At 57.8% G+C, this 15,983-nt stretch carries 10 protein-coding genes and 2 tRNA genes; 10 read left to right on the top strand and 2 right to left on the bottom strand.

The window, feature by feature from the left end:
• The first annotated feature begins 63 nt into the window (after nucleotides 1–63).
• From hfq to H8S56_RS11520, 8 genes are all read left to right on the top strand, one after another.
• Nucleotides 64–324: an RNA chaperone Hfq gene (gene hfq, locus H8S56_RS11555; protein ID WP_187518708.1), complete on the top strand. Its 261-nt coding sequence runs from the start codon at nucleotides 64–66 to the stop codon at nucleotides 322–324.
• Nucleotides 325–336: 12 nt separating this feature from the next.
• The gene (gene hflX / locus H8S56_RS11550) at nucleotides 337–1,638 is read left to right on the top strand and encodes a ribosome rescue GTPase HflX (RefSeq protein WP_187518707.1); all 1,302 of its coding nucleotides are present in this window, start codon (nucleotides 337–339) and stop codon (nucleotides 1,636–1,638) included.
• A gap of 96 nt (nucleotides 1,639–1,734) precedes the next feature.
• A complete protein-coding gene (hflK, locus tag H8S56_RS11545; RefSeq protein ID WP_024687520.1) occupies nucleotides 1,735–2,907 on the top strand; it encodes an FtsH protease activity modulator HflK in 1,173 nt (390 codons plus the stop codon).
• Nucleotides 2,907–3,776, top strand: coding sequence for a protease modulator HflC (gene hflC / locus H8S56_RS11540; protein ID WP_024687519.1), 870 nt, complete (start codon nucleotides 2,907–2,909; stop codon nucleotides 3,774–3,776). Before hflK ends, hflC begins: the two co-directional genes overlap by 1 nt.
• A 283-nt stretch (nucleotides 3,777–4,059) precedes the next feature.
• Nucleotides 4,060–5,247, top strand: coding sequence for an ATP phosphoribosyltransferase regulatory subunit (locus tag H8S56_RS11535; protein ID WP_024687518.1), 1,188 nt, complete (start codon nucleotides 4,060–4,062; stop codon nucleotides 5,245–5,247).
• Between the two features lie 54 nt (nucleotides 5,248–5,301).
• Nucleotides 5,302–6,594 (top strand): adenylosuccinate synthase, encoded by a 1,293-nt coding sequence (locus H8S56_RS11530; protein WP_024687517.1) that lies wholly within the window; start codon nucleotides 5,302–5,304, stop codon nucleotides 6,592–6,594.
• Nucleotides 6,595–6,788: 194 nt separating this feature from the next.
• Entirely contained in the window at nucleotides 6,789–8,723 is a 1,935-nt protein-coding gene (locus tag H8S56_RS11525; RefSeq protein ID WP_187518706.1) for a methyl-accepting chemotaxis protein, read from the top strand.
• 315 nt (nucleotides 8,724–9,038) lie between these two features.
• On the top strand, nucleotides 9,039–11,855 hold the full coding sequence (locus tag H8S56_RS11520) for a hypothetical protein (RefSeq protein WP_235986776.1): 2,817 nt from the start codon (nucleotides 9,039–9,041) through the stop codon (nucleotides 11,853–11,855).
• A 95-nt stretch (nucleotides 11,856–11,950) separates the two neighbouring features.
• Here H8S56_RS11520 and H8S56_RS11515 read toward each other — a convergent pair.
• Nucleotides 11,951–12,037: transfer RNA gene (locus H8S56_RS11515), tRNA-Leu, on the bottom strand.
• 161 nt (nucleotides 12,038–12,198) lie between these two features.
• Nucleotides 12,199–12,285: transfer RNA gene (locus tag H8S56_RS11510), tRNA-Leu, on the bottom strand.
• Nucleotides 12,286–12,510: 225 nt separating this feature from the next.
• Between H8S56_RS11510 and rnr the strand changes: the two genes are divergently transcribed.
• The gene (rnr, locus tag H8S56_RS11505; RefSeq protein WP_024685848.1) at nucleotides 12,511–15,147 is read left to right on the top strand and encodes a ribonuclease R; all 2,637 of its coding nucleotides are present in this window, start codon (nucleotides 12,511–12,513) and stop codon (nucleotides 15,145–15,147) included.
• Entirely contained in the window at nucleotides 15,144–15,905 is a 762-nt protein-coding gene (gene rlmB, locus H8S56_RS11500; RefSeq protein ID WP_024694071.1) for a 23S rRNA (guanosine(2251)-2'-O)-methyltransferase RlmB, read from the top strand. Before rnr ends, rlmB begins: the two co-directional genes overlap by 4 nt.
• Nucleotides 15,906–15,983: the final 78 nt, after the last annotated feature.

Here is a 15,983-nt window from a genome sequence, read left to right as displayed (position 1 = left end):
GGGTGGCCGGTAAGCCAATCGAATTCGATTTATTATTTATTGATCCTTAAAGGAGTGCGGCACATGTCAAAAGGGCATTCGCTACAAGACCCTTACCTGAATACCTTGCGTAAAGAGAAGGTCGGGGTATCGATCTACCTGGTCAACGGTATCAAGCTGCAGGGCACGATCGAGTCTTTCGACCAGTTCGTCATTTTGCTGAAGAACACTGTCAGCCAGATGGTCTACAAACACGCTATTTCCACCGTTGTACCGGTTCGTCCGATTCGTCTGCCCAGCGCTACCGACGCTGACGGCGGCGATGCCGAGCCAGGTAACACCTGATAGGAGTCTGCCTTGTTCTTTGAGCGCCACAGTGGTGGTGAACGGGCAATTCTCGTTCATCTGGATGGTCAGGACCCTGAGGCGCGCGAAGATCCGCAGGAGTTTCAGGAGCTGGCCCTGTCGGCTGGCGCCGATACCGTCGCGTTTATCAACGTGCCGCGTCATCGGCCATCTGCCAAATACCTGATCGGCTCTGGCAAGGTCGAGGAGCTTCGCGACCAGGTCAAGGCCGAACAGGCCGACATCGTGATCTTCAATCACACCCTCACGCCCAGTCAGGAACGTAACCTCGAACGTGTTTTCGAGTGTCGCGTGCTTGATCGCACCGGTCTGATTCTGGACATCTTCGCCCAGCGCGCGCGTACCCATGAAGGCAAACTGCAGGTCGAACTGGCCCAGCTTGAACACATGAGTACCCGTCTGGTACGCGGCTGGACTCACCTTGAGCGACAGAAAGGCGGGATCGGCTTGCGGGGTCCAGGCGAAACCCAGCTTGAAACAGACCGTCGTCTGCTTCGGGTACGCCTGCGTCAGATCAAGGGGCGGCTGGAAAAGGTTCGCAGTCAGCGTGATCAGGCCCGTCGTGGCCGTCGTCGCGCCGACATCCCTTCGGTATCGCTGGTGGGCTACACCAACGCCGGCAAGTCCACGCTGTTCAATGCCGTGACCGATTCGGACGTGTTTGCTGCCGACCAGTTGTTCGCCACGCTGGACCCTACGCTACGTCGTCTGCAGCTCGATGACCTGGGTCCGATCGTGCTGGCCGATACAGTGGGCTTCATTCGCCACTTGCCGCACAAACTGGTCGAGGCCTTTCGCGCCACGCTTGAAGAATCGAGCAACTCCGATTTACTGCTGCATGTGATCGACTCCCACGAGCCGGACCGCATGTCGCAGATCGAGCAGGTCATGGCCGTGCTCGGTGAGATCGGGGCAGAGGGCTTGCCGATACTTGAGGTCTATAACAAACTCGATCTGCTTGAGGGCGTTGAGCCCCAGATACAGCGCGATGCCGATGGCAAGCCGCAACGTGTCTGGTTGTCTGCCCGGGATGGTCGAGGGCTGGACCTGCTCAAGCAGGCTGTAGCCGAACTGCTGGGTAACGATCTGTTCGTCGGCACCCTGCGCCTGCCTCAGCGTCTTGCTCGACTGCGGGCCCAGTTTTTCGAGCTGGGTGCCGTACAGGGCGAAACGCACGACGAGGAAGGCTCAAGTCTGCTGGCAGTGCGTATACCGCGCGTTGAACTCAATCGTCTGGTGACTCGCGAAGGATTGCAGCCGCTGGAGTTCATCGAGCAACACACTTTGCAATAAAAGCACGAGAAAGCCGTTGTACGGGTTTCTCGGGCATTCTGTAGCATGGGGCGGCGCGCCGAAGGTGCGCCTTTGCTTTATCAGATGGAGAGCGCTATGGCTTGGAATGAGCCGGGTGGCAACTCGAATAATCAAGATCCCTGGGGTGGCAAACGCCGTGGTGGCGACCGCAAGGGACCACCTGATCTCGACGAGGCCTTCCGTAAGCTGCAGGAGAGCCTGAATGGGTTGTTCGGCGGCGGTAAGAAACGCAGTGGTGATGGCAGTGGTGGCAGCCCAGGCAAAGGCGGCGGCTTCGGCTTGCTCGGCATTGGTCTGGTGGTGCTCGTCGCTTTCTGGCTCTACAGCGCGATCTATGTCGTTGATGAGCAGGAGCAGGCTGTCGTGCTGCGTTTCGGTCAGTACCACGAAACCGTGGGCCCGGGCCTGAACATCTATTTCCCGCCGTTCGATCGCAAGTACATGGAAAACGTGACGCGCGAGCGTGCCTACAGCAAGCAGGGCCAGATGCTCACCGAAGACGAGAACATCGTCGAAGTGCCGCTGACCGTGCAATACAAGATCAGCAACCTTCAGGATTTCGTCCTGAACGTCGATCAGCCTGAAATCAGCCTGCAGCATGCCACCGAAAGTGCGCTGCGCCATGTCGTGGGTTCCACGGCGATGGACCAGGTGCTGACCGAAGGCCGTGAGCTGATGGCGAGCGAGATCAAGGAGCGTCTGCAACGGTTCCTCGATACCTATCGCACAGGTATCACCGTCACTCAGGTGAACGTACAGAGTGCGGCTGCGCCGCGTGAAGTGCAGGAAGCCTTCGATGACGTGATCCGCGCCCGTGAAGACGAGCAGCGTGCACGCAACCAGGCTGAAAGCTACGCCAATGGCGTGATCCCGGAAGCCCGTGGTCAGGCTCAGCGTATTCTTGAAGACGCCAATGGTTACCGTGACGAAGTGGTTTCCCGCGCCAAGGGTGAAGCTGACCGCTTTACCAAGCTGGTTGCCGAATACCGCAAGGCACCTGAAGTGACCCGCCAGCGTCTGTACCTGGACACCATGCAGGAAGTCTTCAGCAATACCAGCAAGGTGCTCGTGACCGGCGACAAGGGTCAGAACAACCTGTTGTATCTGCCACTCGACAAGATGATGGAAAACAGTCGCAGCGGTACCGGCAATGCGCCGGGCTCCGTTAATTCATCTTCGACCGGAACTGATGCTGGCGTGCGAGCGGCGGATACTCAGCGCGATGTACGTACCAGGGAGAGTCGCTGATGAGCAATAAATCGCTGATCACCCTAATTGTTGGTGTGGTACTGGCAGTCGTTGCCTGGAACAGCTTCTACATCGTGTCCCAGACCGAGCGTGCAGTCCTGCTGCAATTCGGTCGTGTGGTGCAGGCCGATGTGCAGCCGGGCCTTCATGTGAAGGTTCCTTACGTCAACCAGGTGCGCAAGTTCGATGGCCGTCTGCTGACCCTTGATGCCCCGACTCAGCGTTTTCTGACGCTCGAGAAGAAGGCGGTGATGGTCGACGCTTATGCCAAATGGCGCGTGAAGGATGCCGAGCGTTTCTACACGGCGACTTCCGGTCTGAAGCAGATTGCCGACGAGCGCCTCTCGCGTCGTCTGGAATCGGGTCTGCGTGACCAGTTCGGCAAGCGCACCCTGCACGAAGTCGTGTCGGGTGAGCGGGACGCACTGATGGCCGATATCACCGGCTCGCTGAACCGCATGGCTGAAAAGGAATTGGGTATCGAAGTGGTCGACGTTCGCGTCAAGGCCATCGACCTGCCCAAGGAAGTGAACCGCAGCGTGTTCGAGCGCATGAGCACCGAGCGTGAGCGTGAAGCCCGTGAACACCGTGCCAAGGGTAACGAACTGGCCGAGGGTATTCGTGCCGACGCCGATCGTCAGCGTCGTGTGCTGTTGGCCGAAGCTTATCGTGAGTCTGAAGAGGCGCGCGGTGACGGTGATGCACAGGCCGCCGCGATCTACTCCAAGGCTTATGGTCAGGATCAGGAGTTCTACGCGTTCTATCGCAGCCTGCGTGCTTACCGTGAAAGCTTCGCGAGCAAGAGCGACATGCTGGTGCTTGACCCCAATAGCGAGTTCTTCCGCTATCTGGAAAAAGCCAAGCCGTAATACCTGGCTGTAATAAATCATCCGCCGGGCGGCAAAACCGCCCGGTGGGGTGATCGTACGGTAAAACGTGTGTATCATGCGGCAGCCGGGAAATTCCCGGCTTTTTTGCGTCTGCACGATTGATTGGTCGCAGCCTGCAGGGCGAGCGGCAAGATTTTTCGAGGAAAGTGGTCTGCAAGGCCTGTCTCGGGCGTTTGTCGTGCCCGTCGTACAGCGCACCACTTTCTGCTTCACTCAAGGCTGGCCTAAAGGCTGGCCGCCCGGATCACAGGGGAATGGCGTAATGGCAACGGTTGACCGCTGGCTGCTACCAGATGGCATCGAAGAAGTACTGCCACCAGAAGCGGCGCGCATTGAAGTAGCGCGCCGTCAGGTGTTGGATCTGTTCCAGAGCTGGGGCTATGAGTTCGTCGTCACCCCGCATATCGAGTACCTGGAGTCTCTGCTGACGGGCGCAGGCTCTGATCTGGATCTGCGCACCTTCAAGGTCATCGATCCGCAATCGGGTCGGCAGATGGGCTTCCGCGCCGACATCACGCCGCAGGTTGCGCGCATTGATGCGCACACCCTCAAGCGTGAAGGTCCAAGCCGTCTGTGCTACGCAGGCAGTGTGCTGCATGCCCAGCCGCGTGCGCTGTCTTCCTCGCGCAGCCCGATTCAGCTCGGTGCCGAGTTGTATGGTGATGCAAGCCCGAGCAGTGACGTTGAAGTCATCAGTCTGATGCTCGCCATGCTGCAACTGGCCGATGTACCGGATGTGCACATGGACCTTGGGCATGTCGGTATCTACCGTGGGCTTGCGCGTGCCGCTGGCCTGTCAGGCGAAGTCGAGCAACAGTTGTTCGACGCACTGCAGCGCAAGGCCATCGACGAAGTGGTCGCCCTGACGGCCAATCTGCCGCAGGAACTGGCTTCGATGCTGCGTGCGCTGGTGGACCTGTGCGGTGGTCACGACGTGCTGGCCGCGGCCCGTGACCGTCTGGCTGGCGCGCCTGCGCCGGTGCTGGCTGCGCTGGACGATCTGGTGAGCATTGCTGATCGCCTTGCTGCGCGATTCCCGCAGTTGCCACTGTACTTCGACCTCGGCGAGCTGCGCGGCTATCACTACCATACCGGTGTTGTGTTCGCGGTGTTCGTGCCGGGTGTCGGGCAGTCGATTGCTCAGGGCGGTCGTTATGACGACATCGGTGCCGACTTTGGTCGTGCCCGTCCGGCGACTGGCTTTTCCACTGACCTGAAAACCCTGGTCACCCTGGGTCAGGCAGAAATCGTATTACCGTCCGGCGGTATCTGGGTGCCGGACAGTACGGATGCGGCACTCTGGCAGCAGGTGTGCCAGTTGCGCAGCGAAGGTCAGCGTGTGGTTCAGGCCTTGCCTGGGCAGCAGGTGAGCGCCGCGCGTGAAGCCGACTGTGACCGGCAATTGATTCAGCATGGCGAGCAATGGCAGGTCATGCCGCTGGCTTATTGAGTATTCCTGCCGGCCGCTGCCGGCACCAAGTTTGCGTGAATGAGGACGAGTGTTATGGGTAAGAATGTCGTAGTCCTGGGCACCCAATGGGGTGATGAGGGCAAAGGCAAGATCGTTGATCTGCTGACCGAACATGCTGCCGCCGTAGTTCGTTATCAGGGTGGCCACAACGCGGGTCACACCCTGGTGATCGACGGTGAAAAGACCGTATTGCACCTGATTCCGTCCGGTGTACTGCGCGAAGGCGTGCAGTGCCTGATCGGCAACGGTGTCGTGGTTGCTCCCGACGCATTGCTGCGCGAAATCATCAAGCTGGAAGAGAAAGGCATTCCGGTGCGCGAGCGTCTGCGCATCAGCCCTTCCTGCCCATTGATCCTGTCGTATCACGTTGCGCTGGACCAGGCGCGTGAAAAGGCGCGTGGCGAGTTCAAGATCGGCACCACCGGTCGCGGCATCGGCCCGGCTTACGAAGACAAGGTTGCACGTCGCGGTCTGCGCATCGGTGACCTGTTTCACCGTGAGCGTTTCGCGTCCAAGCTGGGCGAGTTGCTGGATTACCACAACTTCGTACTGGTCAATTACTACAAAGAGCCTGCCATCGACTTCCAGAAGACGCTCGACGAGTGCATGGAATACGCTGAGCTGCTCAAGCCGCTGATGCTCGATGTGACCGCCGAACTGCATGGCATGCGTCGCGACGGCAAGGACATCATGTTCGAAGGTGCCCAGGGTTCGTTGCTGGACATCGACCATGGTACCTATCCGTACGTCACCAGCTCCAATACCACCGCTGGCGGCATCGCCACGGGGTCGGGTTTCGGTCCGATGTACCTGGATTACATCCTGGGCATCACCAAGGCTTACACCACTCGCGTCGGTTCCGGTCCGTTTCCGACCGAGCTGTTCGATGATGTCGGTGCGTTTCTGGCCAAGCGCGGCCATGAGTTCGGTGCAACCACCGGCCGTGCGCGTCGTTGCGGCTGGTTCGACGCCGTCATCCTGCGTCGCGCTATCGAAATCAACAGCATTTCGGGCCTTTGCCTGACCAAGCTGGACGTGCTCGACGGTCTTGAAACCATCAACATCTGTGTAGGTTACAAGAACGAAAACGGCGCGGTGATCGAAGCCCCGACCGACGCTGACAGCTACATCGGCCTTGAGCCGGTCTACGAGCAGATGCCAGGCTGGACCGAATCCACCCTGGGTGCCCGCACGCTGGAAGAGCTGCCAGCCAACGCGCGCGCTTACATCAAGCGTGTCGAAGAGCTGGTAGGCGCACCTATCGACATCATCTCGACGGGTCCTGACCGTAACGAAACCATCGTTCTGCGTCACCCGTTCGCGTGATACCTCGCTAGCTGCAAAAAAGAAGGGCCGCCATGTGCGGCCTTTTTTTTGTCCGCTTCGTTGTAGGGGAGGGTCTGCGCGTCCGGTACTGCATGGCAAACAAAATGTGAATTGCATCACGGCACGGCGCTTGCTATACAAACGACAAATTAGTGCCACTATTTTAATGGCGCTCAAGGTGGAGGGATTCTCCTGTGTCGGCTGTCTTATCTCTGTTACGAAGTCGTTTGTTGCGCCCAGTCTTTATTGCGCTGGGCATTGCCCTTTTGGTGCAGGTGGTGGTCGCGGTTGCGCTCACCCGGAGCACGATCGCCGCGCTTGAAGCGGATCTTGCCAATCGGCTGGGGGTAGATTCGCAACATGTATCGTCCGAACTGGAGCGCGCGAGTAGCGAGGTGACATCCAGTCTGGAGGCGCTCTCGGCCAGTACGCGTCAGAGACTCAGTGGCGGCCTGTCCACACGGCTGAAAGACGAGCAGGCGCAACTGCGTACCACGCTGGAAAAAGACCTCAAGGAATCCGCTACCGACATGGCCGAACTGTTGGCCGCCGTGGCGCCGCGCGCCATGTGGGATAACGACACGCCGACGCTGTCCGAGTTTGCCCGTCGTGCCCAGCGCAATCCCAACGTGCTGTTCGTGGTGTATGACGATGCGGCGGGCGAGCACCTGACGCGGTACATGAATCGTGACAATCCTCTGGTCAAGGCGCTTCTCGCCAAAGGTGAGGGCGAGCGGGCCATGGACAAAATCCTTAACGCCGCGAAAAACGACCCGTCGGTTTACTACGTCGAAGCCTCCATCAGTCCTAATGGTGTCGAAATCGGCAAGGTACGCATGGGCGTTTCCACTGCATCGGTCGAAGAGAACCTGGCTGCGCTGGACAAGCGTTTCGCGACCTTGATCACCAGTGGCGAGCAACTGGTCTCCGAGAGCCTGGCAGGCGCTTCCAAGGACAGTTCGGCAGCGTTGCGCACTCGCCTGGAGTCAGCGCAGTCGGCCGCGACGGCAATGGCCAGCAACACTCGCTCCGCTGTCCAGGAAGCGGCTGAGACCCTACGCTGGAACATCGGCCTGGGGCTGGCGCTGATCGGTCTGGCGGTGTTGCTGTTGCTGGCTGTTGTGCTCGGGCGTCGTGTGGTCAACAAACTGCACCTGCTGATTGCGGCGCTCAACGATCTGGCAGCGGGCGAGGGTGATCTGACGCGTCGCGTCAAACTCGACAGCAATGACGAAATCGGCGACATGTCGGCAGCGGTCAACCGGTTCATCGACAAGCTTCAGCCGATTGTTCGCGAGGCTGGAGATGTGGCGCAACTGACCGGGGTTGAAATTGGTGCGATGAGCCGCAGAAACGCAGGTGCCGATGCCGCAGCGGCCTTGCAGCGTGACGAAGTGGCCGCCAGTCTGCAGGCGTTGGCGCAAATGGCCGATGAGGCTCAGGCCGAAAGTCAGGCCATGCAGGAGGCGTTGCGTCAGGTCATCGATATCAAGCAGGCGACCGACGAGAATACCCGCACTTCAAATCAGGTCGGCGGATTGATCGAGGCTTTGGCTGGCCAGGTCGAAACCGGCTCGCAAGTGATCGAGCGTCTGGCGCAGCAAAGTCAGCAGATCGAGGTGGTGCTGGAAGTCATTCATGGTATTGCCGAGCAGACCAACCTTTTGGCGCTCAACGCAGCCATTGAGGCTGCGCGAGCGGGTGAGACGGGGCGCGGTTTTGCGGTGGTGGCCGATGAGGTTCGCGCGCTGGCCAGCAAGACCCAGAGTTCGACCGGCGATATTCAAGAGCACATCACCAAATTGCAGGCCGGTGCCAAAGAGGCGGTGGCGACTATCGGTCTGGCCGGGCGACAGGCGAAGGAAGGTCTGGCAGTTCTGCGCGACAGTGCGCGACTTCAACAGACGGTGCAGACCTCGGTAGAGCAGGTCCATGCGGCTATCGGGCTGGCCACGCGTGCCGCCGAGCACCAGGCGCAGGGTGCGCAGGCGGTGAGAGGGCGTGTAGAGGTGATTCATGCCCAGGCCGAAAAAGCGGCTCAGGCCGTTGTCGAGACGACGGCGAGTGGCCGGACGCTGGATACATTGTCGGCGCGATTGAAGGCTAGTTTGGGGCAGTTCAGGGCTTAAAGGCGCGAATGTCGTTGTGAAAAGGCCTTGGCTTATGCCTTGGCCTGTGGGATGCGTAGAAAGATACTTTAAGCCTGCCAATGGAAAGTCGGTCTGGCGCATTTATTTTGATCGTTTCATTTTTAGTGCCTCTGGGGCCTTGTTAAAGATTTTATCTTTCCTGAATGTCTACCTGTTACTTCTGATAGTCATGCCTGTGGTCGTAGGTCGTCTAGAGTATGTAAGCGCTTATGCTGCTGGATAAGCCTTCTACGCTGTGCTCAGTCCGAACGCACGGTGTGACTTTTTGCATTCAATTCTATGGATGGAATGAATATGGCTTTTTTGTTAGGAACACCTTCTGCTCCGATCATTGCTGGAGGGGTGCAGAAGTATGATGCTGTTAAAAAAGTTGATTATGTTCAGTTGGGTTATCCTGATAAGCCGTCATCGCCCCCATCGTTATCGGATATGTCTTACTTGGCTGGGCGTGGGCTCAGTGTTCAAGTATCTGCAGTGCCGAGTAGCGGGTTTTTCAATTTCAAGGCGGGTGAGCATGTTCAACTAAACTTCAAGGGGCCTGCGGGGTCGTCGGTCAGTTGGAGTGAGTCTTTCTACGCGCGGAATGTGACGAAGGGTGATGTCCGGATCATTACGGTACCGTCGGATATTATAAAGAAACTGGCGGGTAAAACAGCAACGCTTGAGTATGTTGTCAGGCCGGCTCGGGCGACAACGTCTGCTAAAATTCGTACGTCGAGACCTCTTCTCATCGAGATTCGAGGCATTTACCTTCCGCCGCCCGAGTTGATTGAAGCTGTGAATGATACGATCGATCCCGATCATATCAGCACCAAGGTAAAGGTCAACTTTGTGACGGTCAGTCTTGATTATGCTGATATGAAACTTGGCGACACCGTCAAACTCATCAGAGAGGGCGTAGACGCCAACCAGAAGTCTATTAACTTTACCGACAAGGATAGGCCTATCAGCGCCAGTAATCTGCAGCGTCGTCCTTTGAAAGTCACCTGGACAGATACCGATATCAAACCGCTGCTAAATGGGGTTATGAGTATCTATTACAAGGTTTACAGAGACGGCATCTGGTACACCTCACCCAAGCGCACTATTTACGTCGGTCCAAGCCTTGCAAGTTTGCCGCCCTTTATCAACGAGGTTGTTGACAATCGCCTGGATCCAGATGGCATTGCCGACTCCATTAATGTTCATGTTCCATCGGCCGGTACCCTTGTCAATGACAAGGTTACGCTGTTTTGGAGTGATTCTTCAAAACAGACGACTTTCACCGATGAGGGCGTCGTGACTCAGCAGAATGTCGATGGAGACATGTCGTTTGACGTCTATCTTGACAGCACCATCGAGTTTAACCGGGGCAAGATAGTCACTGTTTTCTATCTGCTTGAGCGTGTTCTACCTGACGGACGGAAAGTCAGCTTTCGCTCTGCCGACTATCAGTTTTTTGTAGGCAGTCAGAAGGATCGGGAGGCTGCGGATTCCAGGGTGTTGGCTGGGGCTGTGGTAGAGGGTGTCAAAGATGGGGCGATGGATGCTGCTCTGGCGAACTCCGGTACAAAACTCACCGTGCCTTATGTCGAGACTCAGGAAGGCGACAGCGTTACCGCCTATTGGCAGTCGGCTGACGGTGGAGATCCCATCGTTTTAGGCACTCAAGCTGTTGATGCTGCCAATGTCAATCTGGATCTGGTGTTCAACATACCTGCTGCAACCGTCAACGCAGCGCTCAACAAGAGGGCGACCGTCTATTACGTCATAGAGCGAAAAGGGCTGGATGGCAAGACTCAGAAGTTCAGGTCTCAGGAAGAATCATTCTCGGTCGGTCCTCAGTTGGCTGGCGTGTTGCTTCCCGCTCCAGAGGTTCCAGCGTCTTTAGAGTGGGTACTTGATCCGGTTGCCGTACAAAACGGCACGACGGTCGTTGTTCGCCCTTACCCTACTATCGCCGTCGGTGACAAGGTTCAGCTCTTCTGGATCGGTACTGACGGCCCCGGGACGCCAGTCATAGCGGAACAGGCGGTGAGTAGCGTAAGCGAGTCGCTGGAGTTCACTATTCCTGCCTCTGCAATTGGTGCCGATACCGGGGCAGAGGTCTGGGTTTACTATCAGGTCACGCGTAATGGACTGGCTTCGCCGATAGAGTCTGAGGACACCATCATTGAGGTCGAGATGCTGGGCGCGGACGACTTGCCTGTGCCGGTGATCGGGCAAGCGCCCGGAGATCTGCTGGATCTCACCGCGATAACAACCGACATCGTGGTTACACTCAAGAAGTGGCCGTTCATAGCTGCCGGGCAAAGAGTGTGGCTGCGTCTTGAGGGTACTGCCAAGGATGGTAGTTTTCTGGAGATCAACGTCTGGACGGCCAGACTATTGACTGACGCCGAAGCGCAGAAGGATCTGTCGATTACTGTCGCTCGTGCGGAGTTCGATAAATTGGCGGGAGGCAGTCAGATGCAGGTATTTGCAAAGGTAACACTCGATGGCGACTTTAATGACACTTATGCAGAAGACTTTCCTGTGCTGAGCGTGGTCATCAAGCCGCAAGGCAACGCCTTGAGTGTTACGTTTTCAGCTGTCTCTTTAACAGCTGCGTATCCGAAGTCTGGCAGTACTGCTGCGGTGCCGCCAGGTTCGAGTCAGCAAGTGCTTGTAAGTGGCGGCAAGGGGCCGTACACGTTCCTGTCGGGAGATCCATCTGTCGTCGAGGTCGATTCGACAGGTCTGTTGATGGCCAGGAAGAATGGATCTGTCTTTGTCCAGGTGAGAGATTCCGATGGGCAGGTTGTGTTTGTGACGGTCGTTGTTCAGGGTATCTCCGCGCTGGAGTACCTGAATTTCAATACCTATACAGAGTGTAAGAAAATTGCCGACAGCAGAGGTCTTGTCATACCGGATCTGGCAACTTGGCGCAAACTCCGCGCTGAAGGTGGTGGAAAGCTGGATGTCGATTTCCCGGCTGCACCTGCGGGGCAGCAGTGGGATCGACGGGTCTGGGCGAGTGATAGTGGTTTGTTTACCAGGAAGAGCTACTTTCCTGATAACGACACGGATAAATATCTGAAAGACATATTAATAGGCGGGGAGGCAGCCTATGGCTTCGGCTTGAAACCATAAGTCGAGCGTGTTCTTTATAGAAGTGGCTTGCTCATCGACAGCATGGTGCACGTCTGAAAGCAAAAAACCGAGCCATTGGCTCGGTTTTTTTGAATTGGTGCCCAGAAGAAGACTCGAACTTCCACGACCTTGCGGTCACCAGCACCTGAAGCTGGCGTGTCTACCAATTTCACCATCTGGGCAGTATCAGCGACGCCTGCGTTGCTGATGGGGCGCACTATACGGCTATCGTTTTATTCTGTAAACCCCTGTTTTGATTTAATAATCAAAACCCCGAAATGCAAAAACCCGCTTTCGCGGGTTCTTGTGAGGCATCAACCTGTTGTAGGCTATTGCCTTGAATTGGTGCCCAGAAGAAGACTCGAACTTCCACGACCTTGCGGTCACCAGCACCTGAAGCTGGCGTGTCTACCAATTTCACCATCTGGGCAGTATCTTGAGGCATCAGCCTGTCGATGGCGCGCACTATACGGAGCGCCTTTTGGGCTGTAAAGCCCAAGGGTGAAAAAAACTTAAAATAATTCGCCAGCGGTGTGCATCAGGTGTTTCAGGGCAGTCCAGGACGTTTTTCGGTGGGCTGTTTGAGCGTGAAATTTCCCGTTTCATAAGGTCTATGCCAAACTAACCCACATATATACAAGGTGAAAACTATCTAATGGCCGATTGGCAGTCCCTCGATCCCGAGGCCGCTCGTGAAGCGGAAAAATACGAAAACCCCATTCCCAGCCGTGAGCTGATCCTTCAGCACCTCGCCGAGCGCGGCTCGCCAGCGAGTCGTGAGCAACTGGTCGAAGAGTTCGGCCTGGTCACTGAGGATCAATTCGAGGCCCTGCGCCGTCGCCTTCGCGCGATGGAGCGCGATGCTCAACTGATCTATACCCGCCGGGGTACTTATGCGCCAGTGGACAAGCTCGACTTGATCCTCGGTCGTATTTCCGGTCACCGTGACGGCTTTGGTTTTCTGGTGCCCGACGACGGTTCCGATGACCTGTTCATGAGCCCGGCGCAAATGCGTCTGGTATTCGACGGCGACCGTGCGCTGGCACGTGTTTCCGGTCTGGATCGTCGCGGACGTCGTGAGGGCGTGGTCGTCGAAGTCATCTCTCGTGGCCACGAAAGCATTGTGGGTCGCTACTACGAAGAGAGCGGCATCGGCTTCGTTATCCCGGACAACCCGAAGATTCAGCAGGAAGTGCTGGTCACCCCCGGTCGCAACAATGGCGCGAAGATCGGTCAGTTCGTCGAGGTGAAGATCACCCACTGGCCAACGCCACGCTTCCAGCCGCAAGGCGACGTGGTCGAAGTGGTGGGCAACTACATGGCGCCCGGCATGGAAATCGATGTCGCGCTGCGCACCTACGACATTCCTCACGTGTGGCCTGAAGCCGTGCTCAAGGAAGCGGCCAGGCTCAAGCCGGAAGTCGAAGACAAGGACAAGGAACACCGCGTCGACCTGCGTCATCTGCCGTTCGTGACCATCGATGGCGAAGATGCCCGCGACTTCGACGATGCGGTCTATTGTGAAGCGAAACCTGGCAAGCTGCGCCTGTTCTCCGGCGGCTGGAAGCTCTACGTGGCGATTGCCGACGTCTCCAGCTATGTGAAGATTGGTTCGGCGCTGGACGCCGAATCCCAGGTGCGTGGCAACTCGGTGTATTTCCCCGAGCGCGTCGTGCCCATGCTGCCTGAGCAGCTGTCCAACGGTCTGTGCTCGCTGAACCCGCATGTCGATCGTCTGGCCATGGTCTGCGAGATGACCATCTCCAAGACTGGCGAGATGACGGACTACGTGTTCTACGAAGCCGTCATCCACTCCCATGCGCGCCTGACCTACAACAAGGTCAGCACGATTCTGGAACAGCCGAAAACCGCTGAAGCCAAGAGCCTGCGTGGCGAGTACGGCAATGTGGTGCCGCACCTCAAGCAGCTTTATGCCTTGTACAAGGTGCTGCTGGGTGCACGCCATGTGCGTGGTGCCATCGATTTCGAAACGCAGGAAACCCGAATCATCTTCGGCTCCGAGCGCAAGATCGCCGAGATTCGTCCGACCACACGTAACGATGCTCACAAGCTGATCGAGGAGTGCATGCTGGCGGCCAACGTTGCCACGGCTGAATTCCTGAAAAAGCACGAGATCCCTGCGCTGTATCGCGTGCACGATGGTCCGCCGCCAGAACGTCTGGAAAAGCTTCGCGCCTTCTTGGGCGAGCTGGGTCTGTCGTTGCACAAGGGCAAGGAAGGGCCGACGCCGAAGGATTATCAAGCGCTGCTTGAAACCGTTCGCGATCGCCCGGACTACCACCTGATCCAGACCGTGATGCTGCGTTCGTTGAGTCAGGCGGTGTACAGCTCGGACAACAACGGCCACTTCGGCCTGAATTACGAAGCCTATACGCACTTCACCTCGCCGATCCGTCGTTATCCGGACCTGCTGACTCACCGAGCGATCCGCAGCGTGATCCGCTCCAAGCAGGACACACCGCATGTACGGCGTGCCGGTGCGGCAACCATTCCGAAAGCGCGCATCTATCCGTACGATGAAGCGTTGCTGGAGCAGTTGGGCGAGCAGTGCTCGATGAGTGAACGCCGTGCCGATGAAGCCACGCGTGACGTGGTCAACTGGCTCAAGTGCGAGTACATGAAGGACCGCGTAGGCGAGTCGTTCCCGGGCGTGATCACTGCCGTCACCGGTTTTGGTCTGTTCGTCGAGCTGACCGATATCTATGTCGAAGGCCTGGTGCATGTCACCGCATTGCCTGGCGACTACTACCACTTCGATCCGTTGCACCACCGCCTTGCCGGCGAGCGCACAGGCCGTAACTTCCGCCTGGGCGACACGGTTGAGGTGAAGGTCATGCGCGTCGATCTGGATGAGCGCAAGATCGACTTCGAGATTTCCGAGCAGTCTGCAGCGAGCACGTCCTCGCCCGGGCGCAAGCGCCGTGGTCAGGAGACCGCAGCACCTGCGACGACTGCCGAGAAAGAAAAGGCTCCGGCCAAGTCCGGGCGCCGTACGGCCGCCTCCAAGGAAGCACCGGTCGAGGCTTATCGCCCGAGCGATGCGGCCGCGAAGAACGCAGAAGTGCGCAAAAGTCGTGAAATGAAAAAAGCCCTTCTGGCTGAAGCGAAGGGCGGTAGCAAGGCATCGTCGGGAAAGTCTGACAGGCCCGCTTCGGGCTCTGCACCTTCCTCAGGCAAAACCAGTAAACATCGTAAAGGTGGCTCGTCGAAAACGGGCTCCGCGTCATCGTCGAAAAGCGGCGGCGCTCGTAAACCCAAGGCTAATTCATGAGTCAGTTGGAAAAAATCTACGGCGTGCATGCCGTGGAAGCGTTGCTTCGTCATCATCCGAAGCGGGTCAAGCATATCTGGCTGGCGGAGGGTCGTAACGACCCTCGCGTCCAAGTACTGGTCGAGTTGGCCGGTGAGAATCGCGTCACTATCGGCCAGGCCGAGCGTCGCGAAATGGACGCCTGGGTCGAGGGTGTGCACCAGGGCGTTGTCGCGGATGTGAGTCCGAGCCAGGTCTGGGGTGAGGCGATGCTCGACGAGTTGCTTGATCGCACTGAAGGCCCGCCTCTGTTGCTGGTGCTCGATGGCGTGACCGATCCGCATAACCTGGGCGCCTGCCTGCGTACGGCGGATGCAGCGGGTGCGCTGGCGGTCATCGTTCCCAAGGACAAATCTGCAACACTGACGCCAGCAGTCCGAAAAGTGGCATGCGGTGCGGCGGAAGTGATTCCGTTGGTGGCCGTGACCAACCTGGCCCGCACGCTGGAAAAACTCCAGCAGCGCGGTCTGTGGGTGGTGGGTACGGCGGGCGAGGCTGAGCAGGAGTTGTATCAGCAGGACCTGACCGGGCCGACGATCATCATCATGGGTGCCGAAGGCAAGGGCATGCGTCGCCTGACCCGTGAGCACTGCGACTACCTGGTACGCCTGCCCATGGCGGGTAGCGTCAGCAGCCTTAACGTCTCGGTTGCGACCGGCGTATGCCTGTTCGAAGCGTTGCGCCAGCGCAGTGCCAAGCCGGCTGGCAAGAAAGGCTGAATCACTGGCTGATGTGTGAGAGCGAGCGTGCTTGCGAATAGTGCGTTTCAATCGCTGAATGTCTGGCGGATGTAGCGG

It is taken from the genome of Pseudomonas triticifolii, from assembly GCF_014358015.1.
Classification (GTDB): domain Bacteria; phylum Pseudomonadota; class Gammaproteobacteria; order Pseudomonadales; family Pseudomonadaceae; genus Aquipseudomonas; species Aquipseudomonas triticifolii.
The sequence above is the reverse complement of the archived record's forward strand: the minus strand, read 5'-3'. Positions and strand labels throughout refer to the sequence as shown.